Raw genomic sequence first — 22,306 nt, 5'->3', positions numbered from 1 at the left:
CGAGGCAATATAATATATCGCAAACATAGTTTTTCGAATTCATTGATATAATTTCGTTAAGATTCAAAAACAAGTCATAGACAAGGACTCAGGTTCAAGAAAATTAACAAAGTTATGAGCATGTTCTGGATTAAGGGATATAATTTCTATACGAAATAAATTATAATCGCCGACTTGTAAGCAATTGGCTAGTCGATAACAACTTATTCCATTCCTATGACAGACAGTATGAGCGACACGCTTCAAGAACGAGAAGCTTCTGAATTAACTAAGCATAATTCTATCAGCATAACATCAGCATTGGACGAGTTATCCGCAAGTGAATCAAATGCTTGCCTTTATATCTACTGTCCAAAAGAAGACGAAGCAAAAATTGCTCAAGTGCTTAAGAGGCATCCTGAGATTAACGCTCAGGTTAATAACTATGCTCTTAGAGACTTCAAGAGCAAAACGCTTTGCCACTTCAAAAGCTCGCATCTAGATCCTGAACAGCAAGCATTTCTTGTCGCGGCGACAGAGCTAGGTGCTTGGGTTGAGCCATTGGTGAGCTATTTTGACCGTTCACTCGGATATACTGAAACTGAGCTTTTGCACAGCGGCTACTTCTTACACCAAAAAGCTTTTTCTATCCTTTCTAATCGCAAGAACAGCTGGCAAAAACGCTTCATCGATCTGTTGTTTGTTTTCATGCTGTCATGGGTTGCTATTCCAGTAGGGCTTATTACGGCACTACTCATTAAGCTTGAATCGCCAGGTCCGGTATTCTTTAAACAGCGTCGTACCGGCCAGTATAATGAAGAGTTTGAAGTGATTAAGTTTCGCTCGATGCGGAACGATGCAGAAAAGAACGGAGCCCAATGGGCAACAAAAAATGACGCCCGCGTAACGAAAGTCGGCTGTTTTATTCGTAAAACTCGCATTGATGAGCTCCCTCAGTTAATCAACGTACTAAAGGGAGAGATGTCGATGGTTGGCCCTCGCCCAGAACGTGAAGTGTTCATCTCTGAGTTGGAAAAAGCCATTCCTTACTATCGCTTTCGTCACGCCGTTAAACCTGGGGTCACTGGCCTAGCTCAAGTAAAATATCCTTACGGCGCATCGGTAGAAGACGCTATTTGGAAGCATAAATACGATGTCTACTATATCAAACACCAAAACTGGATGATGGAAGTGAAGATTCTTTTCCTTACAGTCAAAACGGTGTTATTTGGGATGGGTCGCTAAAACACGGCGAAGTTAATCGAACGGATCACAGGTATAAAAAAGAGCAGCGCCTTACGGTCGCTGCTCTTTTTGTGTGTATATTCTGTAAGCTCTATCGAGGATTAAGGAAACTAAGATTTGCGCTTAGTTCGGTGTTTCATCGTACCTTTAACGGCGTAGACAGAAAATGTAAATAGGCTTCTTGGCAAGCTCAAGCCTACTACGTCTCTGTAGAACTTCCATTGATATGACAAAACGCTAAATTTGTTAGCTGTCATACCACTATCCATCCGATACTTTGCTAATGGCTTAGGTAGACAGTACGCTTTAGGAGTATCTTTCAGTATATCTAACCACAATCCCATATCCTGACGTTTACGAATAAGAGGCATATAGCGCTTACCGAGTGCCTGTGCATCATAAACGGCGGTCAGGCACCCGATAACATTACTATACATAAGTTTTTTATACGTTGTATATTCGGGAGCAGTTACAACACTCAGCTCTTCTTCACTAGTAAAACGGCTGTAGTGAGTGTATGTGAGTGGGTAGTTATTCTCCAGCATGAATGGAATTTGCTCTGCGAGTTTGTCTTCTGTCCAAAGGTCGTCAGAATCCAAAAAAGCAATAAATCGCCCTCTTGCTTTTTTTATAGCAAAATTCCGGCTCGCTCCTGCACCTAGGTTTTTATTATTTCTAAAAGTAACAATTCTTGAGTCTTTTTCGGCTAGTGATCTTAGCAACTCCCAACTACCATCAGTAGACATATCATCGGTAACAACCCATTCCCAATTTGAATAAGTTTGAGAAACTATCGACTTATAAGTGTCCTCTAAAAACTCTACTGAGTTATAAAGTGGTGTTATTATAGAAACGAGATTATCCATAGTAGTTACTTCTGGCTTACTGTGTTAGGTATATTAAATGTTCGTTCAAATTTCTGATAAGAAGCCGCTGCAAAAAATAACAGTATTGGCATGTAGATTATGTTGTAAAATGTATCGTATACGACACCTGAAATAATAAGTAACACTGTCCCTAACAATAGAGTAAAAGAATAGATATTTCTATGAATAAAGTGCAAAGAAAAAAGCCAAATAACAAATATGAAATGGAATAACAAACCAACTGCACCCCATTGTGAAAACCAAAAGATATAAACATTATCACCCACATTGGCTAAAGACTTATTTGCTCCCATAGAGAATAAGTAATTTTCCTGCATAATATCGATCAATAATTGGAAGTGCTCCATTCGTTTATATACAGATGGTATCGCTTGAATATCGCCAGATATTATATGTTGAATCAATTGGTTAAAGTAGGGATTACTCGTCAAGTAATATAGAATAAAACCGCTAATGGAGAACGCTAGCCCTACAACTATTGCCTTGTAAATTATAGGGTAATAAAACAAAACCACTAGTGCATATAGCATCAAGACAATTAAGGTAACCCCCCTAGAAGTTGTCGCAACTAACATCATTAGGTGCAAAAGTGCAATCACAGATATCATGATATGATTACGTTTCTTTACATACAGGGATACGAAATAAAAATATACTAAAGACAAACAGATTGCCAAAGTATTTGGGTTTCCAGATAACCCAGTGACCCTACCTAAACCACCACTTACTTTCTCGGCTGAATATAAGATACTTACCACCGAACTCTTCATTAATCCCGGAAATATAATTTGTAAAATAATAAAGGAAGCCTGTATACACAGATAGAGTATCAATATCTTATTTAATTTTGATTGTGGGGTAGGTTCATTGGAATAAAAAACAGAAAAAACAAAGAAGTAAAGAATTGGCCTGAAAAACTCAAAGAGATCTCGAGAAACAAGAGATCGCCCTTCTATTAGGCCTGTATAAAAAGAAGCAAACATTACTGTAAAAACGAGGAACAAGTATGCTGCGTGACGTGCTTTTACTTCGCCTTTTCCAAAAAAAAAGACCACTATAAATGACAGCATAATTAGTAGGTCGAATATTCTATTCAAGGCATCTACAGAAGAGTTTAATCGAAATAGAATTAATAATAATAGTGTTGACACTTGTTATTTTGCCTTAATAACCAGTCGTTTGAACTTATCACAAAGGTAATAAACTGAAAAATCCGAAAATAGTGCAAAAATACCTTTTTCAAAGATGTATTGCATAGCACTTACAAACGGCAATTTTACAATATATATAAATCTTGGGATTTTGTACGCGCTCTTCTTATGCCTATCTAAAATAGAGTTGTACTCTTCAAGAACATCTATTCTTGTCAAAATTCTGTCATTTGACCTTGTCTTAACACTAGTAAGAGATGTTGATGACTCAACAACAGTATAGAAATTTTCATTGAGTAACTTATATTTTTGGCAAAAAACTCCGGCTGTAAGAGAAAAAATCACGTCGTTAGACACCAATGTCTCTGAAAATCTAATATTATTAGTTCTTAAAAAACTGGTTCTGTAAATCTTAGACCATGGTACATGAAACCAATATAAAATATCATCGATACCTAACTTGGCTTTTTTATAAAGATAGCTATAGGCGATAGTTCTGTTACTCGAGTTACCATCGATCTTTACTGAGGAGGGACAGCTAAATAAAATATCGTAAATATGATACTGTTGAAGCTGATCGATAATTTTCTTTAATTCGATGACATTTACTTTATCATCTGCATCTATGAACGTAACCCAATCAGATTTAACGTTTTTAAGACCAATATTTCTACAGGTACCAGCACTATTTTCTCCTTCATTTGATAAGAAATTTACCATGCTGTACTTGAGCTTTAAAGCTTTTAAACTGGATTGATCATTACTTGAGTCATCAATTACGATTGAACTGACTCCATCAACTGAAGTCAAATCCAATAAAAGATTATCCAATGATTCGAGTGAGTTATAATGAGGTATGATTGCAGTCAACAAACTCATAGCTTAAAGATGCCTCTAAATTTATTATAATAAACTGAGATCAAATTAGACTTATTTTTGTAGTAATTTTCCCATTCAACCGCAGTGTCCATTAATTCTTTACGACCCGTCATATAATATAATGCTTTAAGCTGATTTACGTGTATAAATTGATAGTGGACCGTACAAGGTCGAATGCGTTCCTCATATTCAATATGATTTAAATCATAAGTGGTCCACTTTCCTGTATCATATTTTTCTAGAATATTAGAGAGAGAGTCCAAACACTCGTCTAATACTTTGTATGCTTGCTTATCATTAGTAAAATAAGCAAAATCTATTATGCCAAAAATAGAAAACATGAAACCATTTAGCACTTTCGGGGGCTTAATACTTGGATATTCTAGATAAAATCGCCCCTCCGGCAACATACAACTGATGTCTGACTCGCTATCTATCATAGTATCAAACGCACGCTTAGCACTATTAAGATACTTTTCTTTTCCTGTTAAATCATATGCCCTCAGTAAAACAGAGATCGCTCGTGATTGAGCCATCGCTGATTTCCAAGGAGACTTTACATGGAATTTATCAACGTTAGTATAAGCGAGCCAGAATCCTTCCTCTGTTTGATTCTCCACAAACCAATCTGAAATATTGATAAATCTATCTTTAGCTGATTCATCTTGTTCATCCCAATACTGATGTAGATATGCCAGTGCCATTTGACCAATAGCTATGGGAAAGTAATGCATTGAATTTCCTGAACTGGAATCCACATAATGAGGAATTACAGGGATGCCTTTATTGTCAAAGTGGAATCGTTGACTTCTATGGGCCAACATATCGTCGATATTATACTTGAGGAAGTAATACTTTTTCAGTTCCTTATTGAATTTCACATAATCATATATAAGAGGATTAAAAATATCGTTATATAGCTTCTTAATATAAAAAAAGATCTTGTTCATTACATACAACTCTTATTATTTAACATCACTTTTAACGCCTCTTTAATTGTGGAAACCTTCAAGCTCATTAATAATTTCACTAAAACCTTAACCAGAATGATTTTTGAATTATACTTAGGATAGTTTCTAACCATCAAAATGTTTTCAAAAATCTTCTGTTTCCATCGAAAGGAATTTATTTCATAGCTAGATTCAAGTCTTGACAGTGAGTGTTCAATATTACCAATTTGATTTATTGTTATTTCACGACTTTCATTTAAACGATAAAAAAGAGAGAAATCAACCCCATAAAAACTAAACCTTGAATCAAATACACATCCATACTTCTTCTTCAAAATATCAACAGCTTCTCTATTAATGGTTAACCCACTGTTTATTGATTTCACTCCTGAGATATACTCGTCATTATCAATAATGCTATTATCATTAATTTTTATCGGATAAACCTTTTCACCGTTGTAGGTTACAGTAGGAGCAATTACATAAGGGCCAGTGACATTTTTATGTTCAAAGAAGGTCCAGTCACTTATATCAGTATCATCATCAAAAATTGTTACGCTCTCATAACCTTTATACCTATTGTGAATTATTTCATTATAGATACAACTTAAACTCTCATTAATATCCGATAAAATAACATCAACCCCCTCTAACTGTACATTAGTCAGATCGGACTCATTAACCCAGACAACTGTTTTGTATTCCTTACAAGTAAGCACTCCCAGCTGTCTAAGGCTGTTGATTGTGGGGATCGAATGTGGATCCTTATTATGGGTAACAATTAAGATGAGTTTATATGTATTCATATTTGTTTTAAATCAGATTAAAGTGCTTTTTAGTTTCACACAGGAATGAACGCACGCTGTCAAAAGATTTTCTGTGTTCTTGCTCAATATGCTCTAAGACTTTATGCATAGTTTTACTTGCCCATTCTAACTCTGAATCATCAAAGCCATAAGCCAAGCCATATCGATCAGTTTCATTTGGGTACCATTGCTCCTTTGTCATGTTATTATTTGGAACGACTACAGATTCACAACCACACAATACAGCAAATAGAGAGTAAGCGGTGTAATCATCATAGGATACAAACCTTTTACTTTTCTTTAAGATTTCTGCGACTTCATGATGTGACATACCATCTATAGGAACTGAGTTAGCTTTATGAACTTTATTTTTTTTAGACCCCTTTCTGACAATATGACTCTCAATCGTACGCTCCTCAACCCCTTTTGTATTGTAAATATCTAAGGGATAATAGATTACTTTAAGTTCATGACTTGATGTCGTTGAGTAGCAATACTCGAAGTCTTTAATCCCGGAGTTAAACTTAAAGTAAAGCTCTCCAGCACCAAACTGAAATTCACGATGAAAATGACCAGGTTGATGTAGAAACCATCTGACAACATTTTTTGCATTAAGAGGATTACCAAAAGTAAACTCGGGGTATAAAACTACAGCATTACTTTCTTTGACTTGTGATGCCATACAAACAGGAGTATGCCAGGCTGGATGAACCTTAATCTTTCTAAACCTTTTGATGGTTACCGATAGGGCCTTTTTAACACTTGATACAAACTCTTTCTTGCTATTGAACTTAATCCTTTCTGCCTTCCTAGGTACCAAGTATGCATCGTGTCCTTCAACTTGATTTATCAGATGACACAGGCGGTGCAACACTACACTACCACCACTATTGCAATCGTAATCAGGTGCATATATAAAAACTTTCAATTACTACCTCTCAAATTCAACCTAACATGCACTTTTCTTGACATAAGATACTGGACTGTTAATAACAGAATTACACATATCACACCTTGAATGGTAAGAATAGAAAACTGCAGAAAACGCTTTTCTGGAAAAGAAATAAGCTCACTGAAAATATAAAAATATAAAACAGAAATAGAAATCGAGGGTATTAGAGTATGGGTAAAAAACTTATATCCATTCGAAAAGTACTTTACAAAATTGTAACCACTCCATATGAAAAACAATGTTGAACATGTCACAGCATAAAAAACAGCCATACCATTGGCCAAGTACAATGTTGCTATTATAACGTTAGAAGGTATAACTAGAAAACTATAAGCCGCATATACCTTTGTATGCATTCCTAGCTGGCCAGTACTGTATCTAAACAGAAAGCAAAAATTAGACAATACCGTAAAGGTTGATCCAACAAAAATCCAAGGTAAATATTGAAAAGATTTTTCAGATAAGAAAACATCCCCACTCCAAATATATAGCAACCTCTCTCCATGAAAGAAGATAAAAGAAGCTAACGATATGGAAATTACAGATATAACTTGAAAAAACTTATAAAAAAGACTTCCGTATTCATCATATTTTTCTTCATTTATCAACCTAGTGAGCCTCGGCTGAAGTAATTGGCTTACTGGCTCACTTAATACCGTCAAAAGAGCTGTTACAGAAAAAGCAACACTATAAAATGTATATTCTTTCAACTCCATTGTCGCTGTTAATACTAGCTTGTCAGATTGATTTACAGCGATCCACAATACAGATAAAAAAGAAAGTTGAACGGCGAAATATAGGACTTCTTTTAAACTATTACTCGGTTCATTTTCTTCAGTAGATTCAGGTAACGTCTCAATTACTTTACGCTTATAAATTTCCCCAAAATAGACAAATAGTACGCTAGCCACACTCACTGCTACTATCTGAACGATAAAGTACGAGCTAATATCATTACTAACATTTTTTATAATCAACAATGCAAACGGCTGAGATAATGTTATATATACAAAGTTTATTGCAGATATTAGCTTGTGTTTTTCGCTTGATAGAAGAATGCTTTTAAAAGGGCCTTGAATGTACTTAATAGCGAAAACACAAAACATGGATGACAAACAAAAAACCACACTGCTTTCATCCAAACCAGTTTTCAGCCATTCTGTTCCATATAGGTTAGCTATCACTATCCCTATAACAGATACAGAAATTGATATTACAATAAAGAATCGAATAATTTTATTAAATAACTTAACGAATTCCTGGTATTTGTGCTTACTGGTTCTAGACGTAATCGACTGTCGGGTTAATACTCCACTAACTCCAACATCTAAAATATTAAGACAGGCTTGTATCACTGTAAATAGGCCTACTAAACCGTAGGCCTCGTATCCGACTTCATCTATAACGAAAGGTATTAGTAGAACAGCAATAAGCGCACTATATACTTTTGATAGGTACACAGCACCTATAGTTGTAAAATTCATTTCAGTAGAAGCTTTTTATTGTTTCAATTACCATATCTATTTCTTCATCTTTCATGTTATAGAAAATTGGCAATCTCAGTAATCGCTCACTCTCTCTTGTCGTATATAGATCATCGCCAGAAAATCTTGAGAATTTTTTCCCAGCAACTGAGCTGTGTAATGGAATGTAATGGAACACAGATATAATTCCATTTGCCTTCATATGTTCAATTAATTTTGTTCTCTCGTTAATATCTTTTAGTTTTATATAGAACATATGCGCATTATGAATACAACAAGAAGGTACATATGGAAGTTCAATTAAGCCATTTTTTTTAAGTTCGCTTAACGAATCGTAATACGTTTTCCATATTGTTAGCCTTCTTTCATTGATCGCTTCAAAGTAGTCTAGCTGTGCACGCAGATAAGCTGCTTGGATCTCTGAAGGGAGGAAACTACTACCAAGATCGACCCAACTATATTTATCAACCATGCCTCTAAAAAATTGACTACGATTCGTCCCTTTTTCTCGTATAATCTCCGCTCTTTCTTTGAAGCGTTCATCATTAATAACTAAGAGGCCGCCCTCACCACCACTAGAATAATTTTTTGTTTCATGAAAACTAAATGCACCTAAATGACCAATTGTTCCTAAAGGTTTGTTTTTGTAGAAAGAGTTAACTCCTTGCGCGGCATCTTCAATGACAAAAAGATTATATTTTTCTGCTAGCTCCATAATTGTGTCCATTTCACAAGCTACACCTGCATAATGAACTGGTACTATAGCCTTTGTTTTACTCGTAATTGCCGCTTCGATCAGGTTCTCATCTATATTCATAGTGTCCGGACGAATATCAACAAAAACAATTTTGGCTCCTCTAAGAACGAATGGATTAGCACTACTAACAAATGTATAGCTTGGAACAATAACCTCATCACCCTCTTTAATATTTACTAGCAATGCGGCCAACTCTAAAGCATGAGTGCAAGAAGGAGTAAAAAGAGTTTTTTTTGCTGAAAGCTTTTTTTCAAACCATTTCTGACAATCTAGCCCAAAGTAACCATCTCCACATAATTTTTGGCTTTTCATGGCCTGGTCAATATAATGTAACTCTTTTCCAGTAATAGGCGGTTTGTTAAATGGTATCATTTCTTTCTTCTTCCAAAAACTTTTTCTCTAATTCGATAAGATTCCGACTTCTTGCTTTCAACCTTTTTGCGGGATTGCCCAAGTAAATAGACCATTCTTCGGTAGATTTTCTAACTAAGCTCTTTGCACCAACCGAAGTTCCCTCAGAAAGCCTGACACCCGGTAGAACAACAGAGCCAGCTCCAACAATTGAATGCTTACCAATACTTGTTTTCTTTTTAATTTCTTTACGATATATACTTGGCACTGTTGGATTGGTCATCGTTTCACCAGAGTAGTCATCCGATTGACTAAAAACCTGGACAAAATAAGCCAAGCCGGAAAAGTCATCTAGTTCAACACCAGGTTCCCCTCCAGCAACAAGACAGTGAGGTGCAATGTGCACATTTCTTCCCATTGTAATCTTTCCAGATAAGACACAAAAATCATCAACTCTAGAAAAGTCACCTATTTCAATTAACTCTGGGTTATATATAGAAGCTTTGTCACTGATCTTTACATTCTTTCCAATCTTTTTAAAACCCAACTTATTGAGTTGCTCTTCGTTTAAGTATGCCATTACATTATCCTTTTTGAATTACATATCTTTACTTGTATAGTTTCTTGTACTCATCTAAATTCAATCCCACAGTATCCTTACTGGATAATATAGGAGCGGATGAAATGGGCCAATCTATATCTAATGTTTCATCATCCCAAGCGATTGTAACCTCAGATTTAGGGTTGTAATAATCCGTACACTTATATACAAACTCAGCCACATCACTCGTCACATAAAAGCCATGAGCAAAGCCTTCTGGAATCCACAGTTGGCACTTGTTTGCTTCAGAGAGGTATACTCCAACCCACTCACCAAATGTATCAGAACCTCTTCTCAGATCCACGGCGACATCAAACACTTCACCAGAGATTACTCGAACAAGCTTGCCTTGTGTGTTTTCGGTTTGAAGATGCAAACCTCTTAATATCCCTTTCTTGGACTTAGAATGATTGTCTTGTACAAACTCTGTTTTTTGATGTGTGACTTCTTTTTCAAACTTCTCTTGTTGCCAAGTTTCCATAAAAAAGCCGCGTTCATCACCAAAAACTTCAGGCTCAATAATTTTCACATCAGGTATGGATGTCTTAATGACTTTCATTTTTTGTAGTCTTTTAAGTTTGTTAACGCTGAACGCCAATCACTAACTTTAATGCTAAAGTCCTTAAAAATTCTACCGCAATCAAGCATAGAATTAAGGGGCCGCTTAGCTGGCGTAGGGTATTGTGCAGTTGTAATATTCGAAACATGAGGCAAGGCTGTAATTAATTGCTCCTGATATGCTCTTGCAAATATTTCATTAGCAAAGTCATACCAACTCACATGAGGCTCACCTGAGAAATGATATATGCCGCTCATTTCTTCATTAAACTCATCACTCTTACTCATCAGTTTTATCAACGCATCTGCAATATCACCTGCATAAGTAGGCCCGCCATATTGGTCACCGACAATATTCAAGTCATTACGAATTGTGGTTAACTCCAACATTGTTCTGACAAAGTTTCTGCCGTATTCACTAAACACCCATGCTGTTCGCAATATTATATATTTTTTACAATACGCTCTTACAGCTTCCTCACCTGCCAATTTACTTTTCCCATAAATTGATTGAGGATTTGGGGTATCACTCTCCAAATAAGGCGTTACTTTATCACCATCAAACACATAATCAGTCGAGATATGGAGTAATAGACTATTATATCGCTCTGAAGCAATAGCTAGATTCTTAGGACCATCAGCATTAATTTTGTAACAAAGATCGGCTTCCCTTTCCGCTTTATCTACAGCGGTATAAGCAGCAGTATTGAATATTACATTTGGTGAAACCTCTCGAACTGTTTCATCAACTAAACGAAAGTCGGAGATGTCAAGAAGCTCCTTATCGTACTCAAATACCTCTACTTCTTTTCTGTTTTTCAGCGCCCTTGACAAACATTGGCCAACCTGACCTTTCGCACCAACTATCATTACCCTCATTGCGAGCCCCTTTTACGCTCACCTTGAACCAAGCGACACAGATACTGCCCATACTCATTCTTCATCATCGGCTTGGCAAGCTCTAGCATCTTTTCATCCGACAACCAACCATTTCTCCAAGCTATTTCTTCCAAGCATGCAACCTTTAATCCCTGCACGTTCTCAATTGTTTGGACAAATGATGACGCTTCATGCAGACTTTCATGTGTACCTGTGTCAAGCCATGCAAAGCCACGTCCCAACAGCTCTACGTTTAAGCTACCGTCTTCTAGATACATCTGATTCAGAGAAGTTATCTCAAGTTCACCTCGCTCTGAAGGCTTTACTTTTTTAGCCCAATCTACAACTCTATTATCATAGAAATACAATCCAGTTACGGCGTAGTCTGATTTAGGCTCCTTTGGTTTTTCTTCGATGGACACAGCCTTGTGATTATCGTCAAATTCGACAACACCAAAACGCTCTGGATCTTTTACTCTGTAACCAAAGACCGTCGCTCCGTGTTTTCTTTCTGCCGCATTCTTTAACGTTGTAGAAAATGATTGACCATAGAAGATGTTGTCACCCAAAACCAAGCAGACGGAGTCATCACCAATGAAATCTTCCCCGATAATAAAGGCTTGGGCTAAGCCGTCGGGCGTCGGTTGCACTGCATACTCAATGTTGACACCGTAATCCGAACCGTCACCCAGCAAACGAACAAATCCAGCTTGATCTTCAGGTGTAGTAATGATGAGGATATCTTTGATTCCAGCTAACATCAACGTTGATACCGGGTAATAAACCATTGGCTTATCGTAAATAGGTAGCATTTGCTTAGAGGCTCCACGAGTCAAAGGGTAAAGCCTTGTACCAGAACCTCCTGCGAGAACGATGCCTTTCACATTTACTCTCCCTTTCCAAAACGAGCTAGCTTATAGTCGCCCGATAATACTCTTTGCCACCAATGCTGGTTATTCAGGTACCATTCCACTGTTTTCCTAATTCCGCTCTCAAAGCTTTCTTCAGGTCTCCACCCGAGCTCTCTTTCGATTTTCGATGCATCGATAGCATAACGAACATCGTGACCCGGCCGATCTTTCACATATGTAATTAAGTCCTGATATTTCGTAATACCTTTTGGTTTGTTTGGAGCTAATTCATCCAATAACTCACATATGCTCTTTACCACTTCGATATTTTTCTTTTCGTTGTGACCACCAATATTATAAGTTTCCCCAATTTTTCCTTCGATCACTACTGTGTAAAGAGCGCGAGCATGATCTTCAACAAACAACCAATCTCGAACCTGATTTCCATCACCGTATACTGGCAATGCCTTTCCATCGAGAGCATTTAGGATCATATGAGGTATTAATTTTTCCGGGAAATGGTAAGGTCCGTAATTGTTAGAACAGTTCGTTACAAGTATCGGTAAACCATAAGTTCTTCCCCAAGCTCTTACGAGATGATCTGAACCCGCTTTACTAGCAGAGTAAGGACTACTTGGCTTATAAGAAGTGTTTTCTGTAAATAAGTCACTTGTTCCCTCAAGATCACCATACACTTCATCAGTAGAGATATGGTGGAATCGAAAATTACTTTTTCTTTCTTCAGGAAGGCTGACCCAATATTCACGGGCCGCTTCTAACATGTTGAATGTCCCAACCAAGTTAGTTTGGATAAAATCACTTGGTCGATCTATAGAACGATCCACATGAGACTCAGCCGCGAGATGCATAATCGCATCAGGTTTTGTTTCCAATAAAACTTTCCGAACTAATTCAATGTCACAAATATTTACTTGTCTAAAATCATAGCGGTCTACATGTAAGTTCGACTCCGGAATTGACTCTTCATTCCCGGCATATGTTAAACAGTCTAAATTAACAACACTATCATTTGTGTTACCCAAAATAAATCTTACAACGGCACTACCAATAAAGCCCGAACCACCAGTAATCAATATTTTCATTATTGTTAACCTTTTAATTTTCTAATGTCGATAGTCTTAGCTTATGCTTTCACTAATTAAAATGTCTTCTAAACGAAAAATTTAATAGAATTATAGCTAAACCAAAAGAAGCCCCTAAGAAAGTTCCTATAATACATATTAATACACGTTTAGGCTTCGACTTAACTTCCGGTGTTACTGCAGGGTCGACAATTTTAAACACGAATTCTTCTTGTGCTTCTGCTAACATTAAACTTTTCGTTTGCTCTTCTATAAGCTTATAAAACGTACCTTGCATAGTTGCTAGCGATGTTTTATCTAATTGAGCATGTAAATATTGTAAGTTTTTCTTTGTATCAGAGATTGCCCTCTCTCTCATGTTTCGATTTATATCTTTAATTAACCAAGTAACCCAGTCCTTTGCGATGAAAGGTGAGTAATAGTTGACTGATATAGAGTAGAGGCCACTATCTTTATCTTGTTCAATATTAAATACCTCTTTCACGAACACTTCGTAAGCTTCTTGTAAGGTAGGCTTCCTTCCCCTTAGTCCTTTTGCCTCTCTAAGCCATTCACCTGTAACTTCAGAATATATGTCGGAATCAATGATAAGCCTGTCATCTTTCATATCCCAATTGTTTACAGCCATTAGTGGAACTAACAAATCATGTTGTGTAATAAAAGACTCAACAAACTGACGAGATTTAATTACCTGTACAGCTAACTCAGTCTGACTTTTTTCCGAACCACCTATATTGACACCAGCGAGAGCCGCTAAGCCTCCCAGTTGACTTGCCATATTTGCTAAGCCACCTGAACTTGGAGAATAAGAAGGTGCTAAAAGAGCATCAGCTTTGTAGATATCAGGTTGCTTGATTGCAAATATAATTGAAGCAATTGCAAATATGATTGTACTACTTATAAGAATCCATTTACCTTGCCAAATTACGTAAAGCAATTCTTTTAAGCTAACCTTGTCATCCAAAGCCTGTATTGATGGAATTTCCATCATGTTGGCATTATCTAAATCATTCATCGTTTTTCAATTCAAGACTGCTCCAAACTACGTTAATTACAATAATGATGTTGTTTTTGTTAAGATATTTTCTCATAAAACCAACACCCTACTTACCAGTGCGTGCTTCTTATTAACATTTACTTAATGGCATTAATCGCGACCCCTGTTTGATACAGTATTTGCGTCGCAGCAGTCCAAGTACTTAATGCATCACGGTAATCGGTGTCAATTGGCACAACAATAGTATCGCCAGCTTTTAACCCTTCTTTATTGTTTCCGAACCAATAACCTGATGAAGGCTTGTAAACAGAACCATCTGCACGCACTACAAAAATACGGTCTTCGTCCGCTTGTTTCTTAGCTCCACCCGCTTTGTTCAAGTAATCATCAACATCAAGTTTGTTGTCTAACAAGTAGGTAATTGGAACCTGAACTTCACCCATAATCGATACAGTATTGCGGAAGGTTGGGACAAAGAGGAAGTCTCCATCTTCTAGCATAAAATCAGCTGAACGCTCACCCTTTAAGATGCGATTTAACTGTACCACCATACGGCCAAGTGCTTTGCTGCGACTTGCTTCCTCAACAAATGCTAGTGTTTTTTCTGGGTCTGAAATTACAGAACCTATATTACTATCGGCTCGGAACGTCTTCTTCGCTGTTTCTTTTCGCATATCTGCGGCGTATTGGTTTAAAAGCTTCTGCTCTTGTAAACGCAATGCTTCACGCGTAAATATCGCTCCTTGGGGGTGAGCGAACTCTGTGAGACCACCCGCTCGATCCAATAGCTCACTTAAGGTTTCACCTTGGCGCACGGTATAGGTTCCAGGGAAACGAACTTCACCCTGTAAAGTGACTGTGCTTTGTAGCTTCACATTTGGCTTTTCTAGGATGTTCAAACGATCTCGGCCTACGATAATTGCATCGTCCGAAGCACTGCCTTGGATTGCTTTACGCAAATCAATACGCTCAACATCAATATACGCACGCTCATCCGCACTATTAATCGCGGTTCGTGCTAATTCTGCATTAATTGTGAATGCGTTGTAAGTCAAACCACCAGCTGCTTCAATAAGCGTTGATACCGTCATTCTTGGAGTAATCGGGTAGCGTCCTGGGTGCTTCACTTCACCAAAGACTTCAGCAATTTGAGGGGCTAGCCCCAAACGAGACTGTTGCTGAAGTTGTAACAACACAGGGGCAAGTAAAGTGCGACGAGTATTTTGCTTCAGCTTTTCAAAGTCTTCCTCTGTAATCTCTTTACCACGGAAAATGATTTTAGCTGGTTTCGCCTGCTCTGTGGTGCTCTGGTTGTTCAGCGTACCGTTTGCTGAATGCGAAACGGCAACAGAAGAGCTCATCACTTCTTGCTCTTTCTGTTGTTCGAGCTCAGCTTGCTCTTGCGCTTGCTCCAATGTTTTTGCTTTTGAAACAGCCTCTTGTGTTGCCAATGTATCCAAGTCTTCGTTATTAAAGCGGTTGAAAACCAATATACGATCCCGTGATTGTAACTGGAGGTTGTCTTGGCTACCTGGTGATAGAATCGCGTTGGCTAAGCTTAGTTGGAACACTTCAATATCACGTTGCGGATTAATCTCTCTTACCACAACGGCATAGTTAACATCAGCTGTTGAGTTAAAAGCTGAGTCAACAGATTTGAAAAGATCGGCAACACGAAGGCCATTGCGCCATTCCACATAGCCAGGATGACGAACATCCCCCTCTATCTGTACGTAACGAGTAAGCTCTTCGCTTTTTTTCAAGATCTTGATGGTATCGCCATTTTTAACTTTACTCTGTCGATCTTGCGTTTTATTGAAATCAAGCGTCAGAGCCTCACGAGCGCCATGTGAAGCGTAGCGTTTTATCTCCAATTGCTCGACATGGGCATTCGCAGTAAAACCACCAGCCATCTGAATAAGTTGCTGGTAAGTTTCACCTGCCTTGACTTCATAAATTGCAGGGCGGTTGATTTCGCCTTCTATAGACACTGTATCGTTAACAGAACCGATTAAAACAACATCATCCGGAAGTAAGCGCACATCATTACTTGCATCACCTTTTAGTAACAGATCATACATATCCAACTTACGAATGATTTTACCATCACGCTTTAACTGGATATCTCTCAGCGCTCCACTTTCACCAAAACCACCACTGTAATAGATGGCTTGTGATATTGTCGTTAATGCGCTAACCGTGTAGGCTCCCGGCTTATAAGCATCTCCCATGACAAACACTTGCATAGTACGTAGTTCACCTAATGAGATATCACTACGAACACCTATCATTTGTTCTTTTACACGTTGTGTTAGAGAGTCTCTAACATCGGAAAAGTGCATACCTGCAACATTTACCGGCCCAAGAGAAGGAAAGTTGATTGTACCTGCACGATTTACACGTAAGCGATGTGTTTCATTCTCCTTCCCAAACAACTGTACAATGATTTCATCGCCTGCTCCCACGGTATAATTGGCTGGTACAGGTACATCACTGATCGGAGCAAAGGTGCTTGGAGAACCAGCAAAAAGATCTAAACCAAAGCGTTTAATCTCTTCCTGCTCACCTTTTTTGAGCCATTGTTCTTCGATATTGGAAGATGCAGCGCCACTAGCTTCAGTTCTAGGTTGGATTACTTGAGGATTTTCGTAAGAAGACTTGTTTGAAGATGAACTAGAAGGAATGGAGAAACCATACTTACTCGCCAAGGCCTTTTGTTGGTCGGCGGGTAGATTTTGAAACATTTTCATTTGTTCTGGAGTGGGTGTTTGTGCCATTGAATAAGACGCAAACGTACTTGCCAATATAAAAGCGGCAATAGAGAAATATCCTTTAAACATGGTATGTCACTATAATAATTGAATAAAAGACCCTAGCCCCAAGTTTGAGCTCTAGGTATTTAAATTAGAATCGGTGCTGAAAACCCAGTGTAATCGAGTTAAGGCGAACTTGGTCTTCAGAGACGTTATCAACGAACTCAAATATCACCGCGCTTTGGTTATTTAAAGCGTAGTGCATACCTAACCCAAAACTAAATCCTTGTTCTTTGTGAGAACCTACATTTTGTAGATCAAGCTGAACGCTTGAATACCCAGCTAAACCGTAAAGTGCAACTCGCTCTGAAACCGGCATATTCAACTTAACAAAGCCGCTCAAAGCGCTATCAACGGCAAGACCACTGTCACGTTGAACTGATGTCCCGTAACGACCTTCTAAACCAATGTAGTCATTAAAGAAGTATCCTGCTTGAGCACTAAGAAGAAAGGGGCTTCCCTCTTTCACGGACTCAGAAGATGAGCTTTTCAGTTCTGCATTTGAGTAGCTCACTAGAGCGCCTGCGTAAAAATCGGCTGACGCTGAAAAAGAACTCAGGCTCAAGCCCAGTGCACCAAGTATTCCCAAACAATGCTGCTTTCTTATCACGTAAAAGTTCCTAGTACTGGTAATAATATTGACTGACAAGGCAAAGTTAAATTTTGCTATGCAGATCATTAAATACTGAAGAGCTGGCACGCTACCGCCCTGAGGCATGGAGCGTAAGCCACTGTATCGCTTTCTATATGGTCTAAGTAAAAACGACCTATTGACATCAAACCTCTAGTGCTGAAGGAAATAGGCCGACAAATTATGCACTCTTGATAGTTTATCAGCAAGCAAGGGAGCAAGATAACCGCACAATGTCACGCTGGTGTTAGAAATGAGATCGAAAGCCATGGCAAAATAAGAAACTATTTACATGCTAAGGCTTTTTTATCTAGAATATAATTTGGAGCATTTTTTATGCTACCAAACATCGATGTTTTATACCGGATACACAAGGATTAATAATGAAGAATACAGCTCTAGCTATTCTTATGGCTCTAAGCGCAACAACTGCATTTGCAGCAGAAGAAGCAGGCTCAACAGGCGCAGCTTCTGCGTCAGCAACTGGCACTACAGCTGTAGGTGTAGGCGCAGCAGCAGCGGTAACTGTAGTAGCAGTTGCAGCGTCAGATAGCGACTCAACATCTACTTCAACATCTACTTCTACTTCTACTTCTAACTAATTTCGTTTTGTAGAACAGAAGCCAATCGCCCTGATTAAGTCAGGGCGATTTTATTTGTAAGAGGGAATAATGAATATCTTCCGAATACCTAAATGGATACGCCAACTCCTCATTCTTCCACTACTCCTTGTACTCTTTGGCTGCACACAGAAATTCAATGATGTTTCAGCAACCGTCCAAGAAGCCTACGGTAACTACATTGATGTAGAGATGACACCAGAAGAAATCAATGCTATTCCATATGCCAGTGCCTATTTGAAACTTGGAAATCAGAAGCAGGTGTTTGTCGTTTTAGCTTTCGCGGAACGAAATCCGCAAAATGGAAAAACACAATTGAAATGGGTAAGCGCCGATAAAGCCATGATCGTTACAGAAAATGGGCACATCGTCAAAACGATTGGACTACAGAGTGGCGACTTAGCGGGTGTTTACGGTGACGTTCCAGATTTTTCTTTAGACTCAACCTCTGTCAACTACGCACTCTCATACGATTGGGCAACACAATACCGTTATGGCTTTCCTGCAAACATAACGCGTTCTTACTCAGGCCAAGAAACGTTAACAACACCTATTTCTAGCACTATGACCAACGTATATAAAGAAGCTGTTGAGTTTAGAAGTCTTTCTCAATCGGTCGAAAACTACTATTGGGTCAATGAACAGGGTCAGGTCGTTAAAACCTTACAACACCTAGGGCCAAATATGATTCCGGTTGAGTTAACTATTTTGAAGGGATATAGCAAATCATGAGCAAGCAACTACTCACATTATTCGGTTTGGTCATGCCGCTTTTGAGCATGCCTAGCTTCGCTCAAACAGAAACCTCTGCTATGCAACCATTAAATGTTGAATTGCTAGAAGCAGGCAAACGGCTACAATTTCAAGGGACGGCTCGTTTAGAAAGTGTGTTAGCACTTGCTAGGGAGCAAAGCGTCTCTCTGCAATATTCTCTTGGTACCACTTTGTTTGATAAATCGGAACACGCCGAGAAAACCTCTACCGCTTTAAAGAACTCGGTGCTCAATCAAATGATTCAACACAATTTGGTCGCACATCCATTCTACAAGTTCATTCAGAAGCAAAGCTTTGCACCACGCTTACTGTCTGCGATCGATGTTGATAAAATTCGACTAGATAAAATCGACAACCCACTGTTGAGCGGCGATTACCTGCTCGCTAGCCCTCTACGCGAAGAAAAAGTGTATTACTTAGGAAACCTAAGTAGCGTGTATTCCGTTAAGGCGCAAGCAGGCATCCCTTTGCAAAGACAAATAGAGAATTTGAAAAATAACATTGGTGCGTTATCAACACATCCAGTGTTGATCTACCCAGATGGTCACGTAGTTAAGCCGCATCACGGAGCTTGGTTAACGACACAATATTACTTACCACCTCTGACATTGGTATATATTCCGTTTGGTGATCTTGAATACTCCGAAATGGACCAAGATATTGTCCGTCTACTCACTCAATTGATACCAAATTCCACAAAGAGACCACAATGATGCCAATTAGAAAAAGCTTAACCCTTTCTTTAATGGGCCCAGCATTGGTTTGGGCTCAAGACATGCCCTTTGAGGCTCCCTCTTTACAACCTTCTCAATCTGACTTTGGTGGTGTTGGCTTAATGCAGATGCCAACCGGACGTATGGCTCCTGAAGGGGAATTCAACTTTTCGGTAACAGGTAGTGATGAGTACCTTTTTTACAATGTAACTCTGCAACTCATGCCTTGGTTAGAAACAACCATCCGTTACACTCAAGTTAAGGACCTGCCTTACTCATCATCCTTCCCCGATGTTGATAATGAATACACAGACAAAGGGATAGATTTTAAATTTAGATTATGGGAAGAATCTGAATACATGCCAGAAATTGCCCTAGGAGTGAGAGACTTTGCTGGTACCGGCCTTTTTGATGCTGAGTTTATTGCAGCGACAAAACGATATTCTAATTCGAAATTAGGTACTTTTGATTTTACTTTGGGTATGGGCTGGGGCTACCTAGGAACTAGAGATACGGTCACAAATCCTTTTTGTAAAGCATCAGACAAATTCTGTGATAGACCTTCCGAATTTCTATCTACAGGAGGAACAACTAACTTCGATAGAGCCTTTAAAGGCCCTGCTGCCCTTTTTGGTGGTATTGAATATCAGACTCTTCATAAGCCTCTTCGCTTCAAGCTTGAATACGACGGTAACGATTACAGCACAGACTACCCTGTAGTTCAGGCCGGTGTAGATATGTCTCCCCACACGCCATGGAACTTTGGTGTGCTCTACCGTATCGGAATGGCCGATTTTCGTTTAAGTTATGAACGTGGAGACACGTTGGTCGCGGGCTTAACGCTAAACACTAATTTCAATGACATGCCATCATTCTGGCGAGACACACCAACACCAGAAGTAGAAAGCAATCAGCCAGAAGAACTGTCTGATGTTGACTGGGAACGTGTAACAGAAGATTTAGACAAAATTGCGGGTTACCAAAACACGCGCATTTATGTTGATGACAACACCGTAACTGTCGTTGGTGAACAGAAGAAATATCGTGACCGTACAGAGGCACACGAAAAAGCAGCGGCTGTACTTCATAATGAAATGCCTGAAGACATTGATACCTATGCGATCAATGAACGTAGCCGAGGCTTGGTCGGCGAACAAACGATTATTTCCAAAGAAAAGTACCGCGACTTTGCCCAAGTTAATTACATCAACCCCAAAATAGAAGATGCAACCGCAAAGGCTAGCAATAAGCCAAATGGAGAATCTGTCTATGATGGTTTTAAGCGTTTTGATTGGGGCTTTGCACCGAAGCTTGTTCAAACTCTAGGTAACGCTGAAGATTTCTATCTCTTTAGTGTAGGGCTAAGCGGGAATGCCTCATACTGGCTGACGGACAACCTTGAAATTGGCGGTTCGTTATACTGGGATTGGTATAACAACTACGATAAGTTTAATTATGTCACTCCACCCGATGGTACTACCGTTCCTCGGGTTCGCACCATGTTCCGTGCTTACCAAAATGAACACGCTGTGACCATGTCAAACCTACAGTTGACTTGGTTCCAAGAGTATTCCGATACCATGGATCAACAATTCTACGCGGGTTATCTGGAGAGCATGTTTGCTGGAGTCGGTACCGAGTTTCTTTACCGTCCACAAGGAGCTAACTGGGCGATTGGCGCTGACGTCAACGTAATTTCTCAACGTGATCCACAAAGTTACTTCGGTGTTTACGATGAGAAATGGCAAAACGTGCCAGAATATGGACGTCCGTTCCAAGTTATTGATAAGGGCTTCACTGGTTTTGTATCTGGTTACTACTACCCTCAATGGGAATTCCTACAAGATTTGATGATCCAAGTCGATGTTGGTCAGTTCCTAGCTGGTGATGTTGGTACACAAATCAACGTTTCTAAGCAGTTCAAGAGTGGCGTAATTGCTGGTGCCTTTGCGTCATTTACAGACTTGTCTGCGGATGAATTTGGTGAAGGTAGCTTTACCAAAGGTTTCTACTTGTCGATTCCATTTGACATCATGACCGTTAAGCCAAGCAACAATCGTGCGAACTTTAGTTGGCAGCCTCTTACTCGTGACGGAGGACAGAAACTCGGACGTAAATACAGCTTGATTGAGTTGACCGATGAGCGAAATCCTTGGTATCAAAGGCCTAACCGTTCGGATGTGGAATAATAAAGTAATCAAGGGAGCTGCGGCTCCCTTTTTTATATAGAGTCATAGAAGACTCAAACCTATCTTCCTGCTTCCAATAGCGCTACTTTTCGTTTCTTGCTAGAATTCCTGAGAAAATTTTAATCTATGGTGGAAG

At 38.9% G+C, this 22,306-nt stretch carries 21 protein-coding genes; 5 read left to right on the top strand and 16 right to left on the bottom strand.

Translation table 11 applies throughout. The annotated features are described in order from the left end of the window. The first annotated feature begins 216 nt into the window (after nucleotides 1-216). Nucleotides 217-1,224: a sugar transferase gene (locus tag R7M92_RS08950; protein ID WP_005384832.1), complete on the top strand. Its 1,008-nt coding sequence runs from the start codon at nucleotides 217-219 to the stop codon at nucleotides 1,222-1,224. A 110-nt stretch (nucleotides 1,225-1,334) separates the two neighbouring features. On the opposite strand, the gene R7M92_RS08945 is transcribed toward R7M92_RS08950, so the two are convergent. The 16 genes from R7M92_RS08945 to R7M92_RS08870 all read right to left on the bottom strand — a co-directional run bounded on the left by R7M92_RS08945 (nucleotide 1,335) and on the right by R7M92_RS08870 (nucleotide 17,853). Continuing rightward, the gene (locus R7M92_RS08945) at nucleotides 1,335-2,090 is read right to left on the bottom strand and encodes a glycosyltransferase family 2 protein (RefSeq protein ID WP_318133189.1); all 756 of its coding nucleotides are present in this window, start codon (nucleotides 2,088-2,090) and stop codon (nucleotides 1,335-1,337) included. A gap of 5 nt (nucleotides 2,091-2,095) precedes the next feature. Next, complete coding sequence (locus tag R7M92_RS08940) at nucleotides 2,096-3,262, bottom strand: hypothetical protein (protein ID WP_318133188.1); 1,167 nt, start codon at nucleotides 3,260-3,262, stop codon at nucleotides 2,096-2,098. A gap of 3 nt (nucleotides 3,263-3,265) precedes the next feature. Then, nucleotides 3,266-4,141 (bottom strand): glycosyltransferase family 2 protein, encoded by an 876-nt coding sequence (locus tag R7M92_RS08935; RefSeq protein ID WP_318133186.1) that lies wholly within the window; start codon nucleotides 4,139-4,141, stop codon nucleotides 3,266-3,268. Continuing rightward, complete coding sequence (locus tag R7M92_RS08930) at nucleotides 4,138-5,091, bottom strand: D-glucuronyl C5-epimerase family protein (protein WP_318133184.1); 954 nt, start codon at nucleotides 5,089-5,091, stop codon at nucleotides 4,138-4,140. Before R7M92_RS08930 ends, R7M92_RS08935 begins: the two co-directional genes overlap by 4 nt. Beyond that, entirely contained in the window at nucleotides 5,091-5,897 is an 807-nt protein-coding gene (locus R7M92_RS08925; RefSeq protein ID WP_318133182.1) for a hypothetical protein, read from the bottom strand. Before R7M92_RS08925 ends, R7M92_RS08930 begins: the two co-directional genes overlap by 1 nt. Nucleotides 5,898-5,904: 7 nt before the next feature. Beyond that, on the bottom strand, nucleotides 5,905-6,825 hold the full coding sequence (locus tag R7M92_RS08920) for a WavQ (RefSeq protein WP_318133180.1): 921 nt from the start codon (nucleotides 6,823-6,825) through the stop codon (nucleotides 5,905-5,907). Next, complete coding sequence (locus R7M92_RS08915; protein ID WP_318133179.1) at nucleotides 6,822-8,333, bottom strand: O10 family O-antigen flippase; 1,512 nt, start codon at nucleotides 8,331-8,333, stop codon at nucleotides 6,822-6,824. Before R7M92_RS08915 ends, R7M92_RS08920 begins: the two co-directional genes overlap by 4 nt. A gap of 1 nt (nucleotide 8,334) precedes the next feature. After that, nucleotides 8,335-9,462: a dTDP-4-amino-4,6-dideoxygalactose transaminase gene (rffA, locus tag R7M92_RS08910; protein WP_318133177.1), complete on the bottom strand. Its 1,128-nt coding sequence runs from the start codon at nucleotides 9,460-9,462 to the stop codon at nucleotides 8,335-8,337. Further along, nucleotides 9,449-10,021 carry an acyltransferase gene (locus tag R7M92_RS08905; protein ID WP_237309238.1) on the bottom strand — a complete coding sequence of 191 codons (573 nt, stop codon included), beginning with the start codon at nucleotides 10,019-10,021 and terminating at the stop codon, nucleotides 9,449-9,451. Before R7M92_RS08905 ends, rffA begins: the two co-directional genes overlap by 14 nt. A 28-nt stretch (nucleotides 10,022-10,049) precedes the next feature. Then, the gene (rfbC, locus tag R7M92_RS08900; RefSeq protein WP_318133175.1) at nucleotides 10,050-10,601 is read right to left on the bottom strand and encodes a dTDP-4-dehydrorhamnose 3,5-epimerase; all 552 of its coding nucleotides are present in this window, start codon (nucleotides 10,599-10,601) and stop codon (nucleotides 10,050-10,052) included. Then, the gene (gene rfbD / locus R7M92_RS08895; protein ID WP_318133173.1) at nucleotides 10,598-11,470 is read right to left on the bottom strand and encodes a dTDP-4-dehydrorhamnose reductase; all 873 of its coding nucleotides are present in this window, start codon (nucleotides 11,468-11,470) and stop codon (nucleotides 10,598-10,600) included. Before rfbD ends, rfbC begins: the two co-directional genes overlap by 4 nt. 5 nt (nucleotides 11,471-11,475) lie before the next feature. After that, on the bottom strand, nucleotides 11,476-12,363 hold the full coding sequence (rfbA, locus tag R7M92_RS08890; protein ID WP_237309235.1) for a glucose-1-phosphate thymidylyltransferase RfbA: 888 nt from the start codon (nucleotides 12,361-12,363) through the stop codon (nucleotides 11,476-11,478). A 2-nt stretch (nucleotides 12,364-12,365) separates the two neighbouring features. Then, nucleotides 12,366-13,433, bottom strand: a complete 1,068-nt coding sequence (gene rfbB / locus R7M92_RS08885; RefSeq protein ID WP_318133170.1) for a dTDP-glucose 4,6-dehydratase — start codon at nucleotides 13,431-13,433, stop codon at nucleotides 12,366-12,368. Nucleotides 13,434-13,485: 52 nt separating this feature from the next. Further along, nucleotides 13,486-14,448: a Wzz/FepE/Etk N-terminal domain-containing protein gene (locus tag R7M92_RS08880; RefSeq protein ID WP_318133168.1), complete on the bottom strand. Its 963-nt coding sequence runs from the start codon at nucleotides 14,446-14,448 to the stop codon at nucleotides 13,486-13,488. A 119-nt stretch (nucleotides 14,449-14,567) separates the two neighbouring features. Then, nucleotides 14,568-17,270, bottom strand: a complete 2,703-nt coding sequence (locus tag R7M92_RS08875; RefSeq protein ID WP_318133167.1) for an SLBB domain-containing protein — start codon at nucleotides 17,268-17,270, stop codon at nucleotides 14,568-14,570. Between the two features lie 64 nt (nucleotides 17,271-17,334). Further along, nucleotides 17,335-17,853, bottom strand: a complete 519-nt coding sequence (locus R7M92_RS08870; protein WP_017820722.1) for an outer membrane beta-barrel protein — start codon at nucleotides 17,851-17,853, stop codon at nucleotides 17,335-17,337. Between the two features lie 404 nt (nucleotides 17,854-18,257). Between R7M92_RS08870 and R7M92_RS08865 the strand changes: the two genes are divergently transcribed. The 4 genes from R7M92_RS08865 to R7M92_RS08850 all read left to right on the top strand — a co-directional run bounded on the left by R7M92_RS08865 (nucleotide 18,258) and on the right by R7M92_RS08850 (nucleotide 22,170). Continuing rightward, nucleotides 18,258-18,476, top strand: a complete 219-nt coding sequence (locus tag R7M92_RS08865; RefSeq protein ID WP_005379468.1) for a hypothetical protein — start codon at nucleotides 18,258-18,260, stop codon at nucleotides 18,474-18,476. Between the two features lie 69 nt (nucleotides 18,477-18,545). Then, nucleotides 18,546-19,226: a YjbF family lipoprotein gene (locus R7M92_RS08860; protein ID WP_064368922.1), complete on the top strand. Its 681-nt coding sequence runs from the start codon at nucleotides 18,546-18,548 to the stop codon at nucleotides 19,224-19,226. Continuing rightward, a complete protein-coding gene (locus R7M92_RS08855) occupies nucleotides 19,223-19,981 on the top strand; it encodes a capsule biosynthesis GfcC family protein (protein ID WP_064368921.1) in 759 nt (252 codons plus the stop codon). Before R7M92_RS08860 ends, R7M92_RS08855 begins: the two co-directional genes overlap by 4 nt. Further along, a complete protein-coding gene (locus R7M92_RS08850; protein ID WP_318133164.1) occupies nucleotides 19,978-22,170 on the top strand; it encodes a YjbH domain-containing protein in 2,193 nt (730 codons plus the stop codon). The genes R7M92_RS08855 and R7M92_RS08850 overlap by 4 nt, the downstream gene beginning before the upstream one ends. The last annotated feature ends 136 nt before the right edge of the window (nucleotides 22,171-22,306 follow it).

The organism is Vibrio sp. Vb2880, assembly GCF_033337975.1.
GTDB classification, from domain to species: domain Bacteria; phylum Pseudomonadota; class Gammaproteobacteria; order Enterobacterales; family Vibrionaceae; genus Vibrio; species Vibrio alginolyticus.
Note: the sequence above shows the minus strand (reverse complement) of the source record. Positions and strands in the feature narration are given on the sequence as shown.

Coding starts and splice junctions, on each gene's coding strand:
- rffA (WP_318133177.1), bottom strand. CDS start 9,462: ATGATACCATTTAACAAACCGCCTATTACTGGAAAAGAGTTACATTAT.
- rfbD (WP_318133173.1), bottom strand. CDS start 11,470: ATGATAGTTGGTGCGAAAGGTCAGGTTGGCCAATGTTTGTCAAGGGCG.
- R7M92_RS08880 (WP_318133168.1), bottom strand. CDS start 14,448: ATGAATGATTTAGATAATGCCAACATGATGGAAATTCCATCAATACAG.
- R7M92_RS08925 (WP_318133182.1), bottom strand. CDS start 5,897: ATGAATACATATAAACTCATCTTAATTGTTACCCATAATAAGGATCCA.
- rfbC (WP_318133175.1), bottom strand. CDS start 10,601: ATGAAAGTCATTAAGACATCCATACCTGATGTGAAAATTATTGAGCCT.
- R7M92_RS08855 (WP_064368921.1), top strand. CDS start 19,223: ATGAGCAAGCAACTACTCACATTATTCGGTTTGGTCATGCCGCTTTTG.
- R7M92_RS08850 (WP_318133164.1), top strand. CDS start 19,978: ATGATGCCAATTAGAAAAAGCTTAACCCTTTCTTTAATGGGCCCAGCA.
- R7M92_RS08905 (WP_237309238.1), bottom strand. CDS start 10,021: ATGGCATACTTAAACGAAGAGCAACTCAATAAGTTGGGTTTTAAAAAG.
- R7M92_RS08915 (WP_318133179.1), bottom strand. CDS start 8,333: ATGAATTTTACAACTATAGGTGCTGTGTACCTATCAAAAGTATATAGT.
- R7M92_RS08930 (WP_318133184.1), bottom strand. CDS start 5,091: ATGAACAAGATCTTTTTTTATATTAAGAAGCTATATAACGATATTTTT.
- R7M92_RS08875 (WP_318133167.1), bottom strand. CDS start 17,270: ATGTTTAAAGGATATTTCTCTATTGCCGCTTTTATATTGGCAAGTACG.
- rfbB (WP_318133170.1), bottom strand. CDS start 13,433: ATGAAAATATTGATTACTGGTGGTTCGGGCTTTATTGGTAGTGCCGTT.
- R7M92_RS08935 (WP_318133186.1), bottom strand. CDS start 4,141: ATGAGTTTGTTGACTGCAATCATACCTCATTATAACTCACTCGAATCA.
- R7M92_RS08865 (WP_005379468.1), top strand. CDS start 18,258: ATGAAGAATACAGCTCTAGCTATTCTTATGGCTCTAAGCGCAACAACT.
- R7M92_RS08860 (WP_064368922.1), top strand. CDS start 18,546: ATGAATATCTTCCGAATACCTAAATGGATACGCCAACTCCTCATTCTT.
- R7M92_RS08945 (WP_318133189.1), bottom strand. CDS start 2,090: ATGGATAATCTCGTTTCTATAATAACACCACTTTATAACTCAGTAGAG.
- R7M92_RS08950 (WP_005384832.1), top strand. CDS start 217: ATGACAGACAGTATGAGCGACACGCTTCAAGAACGAGAAGCTTCTGAA.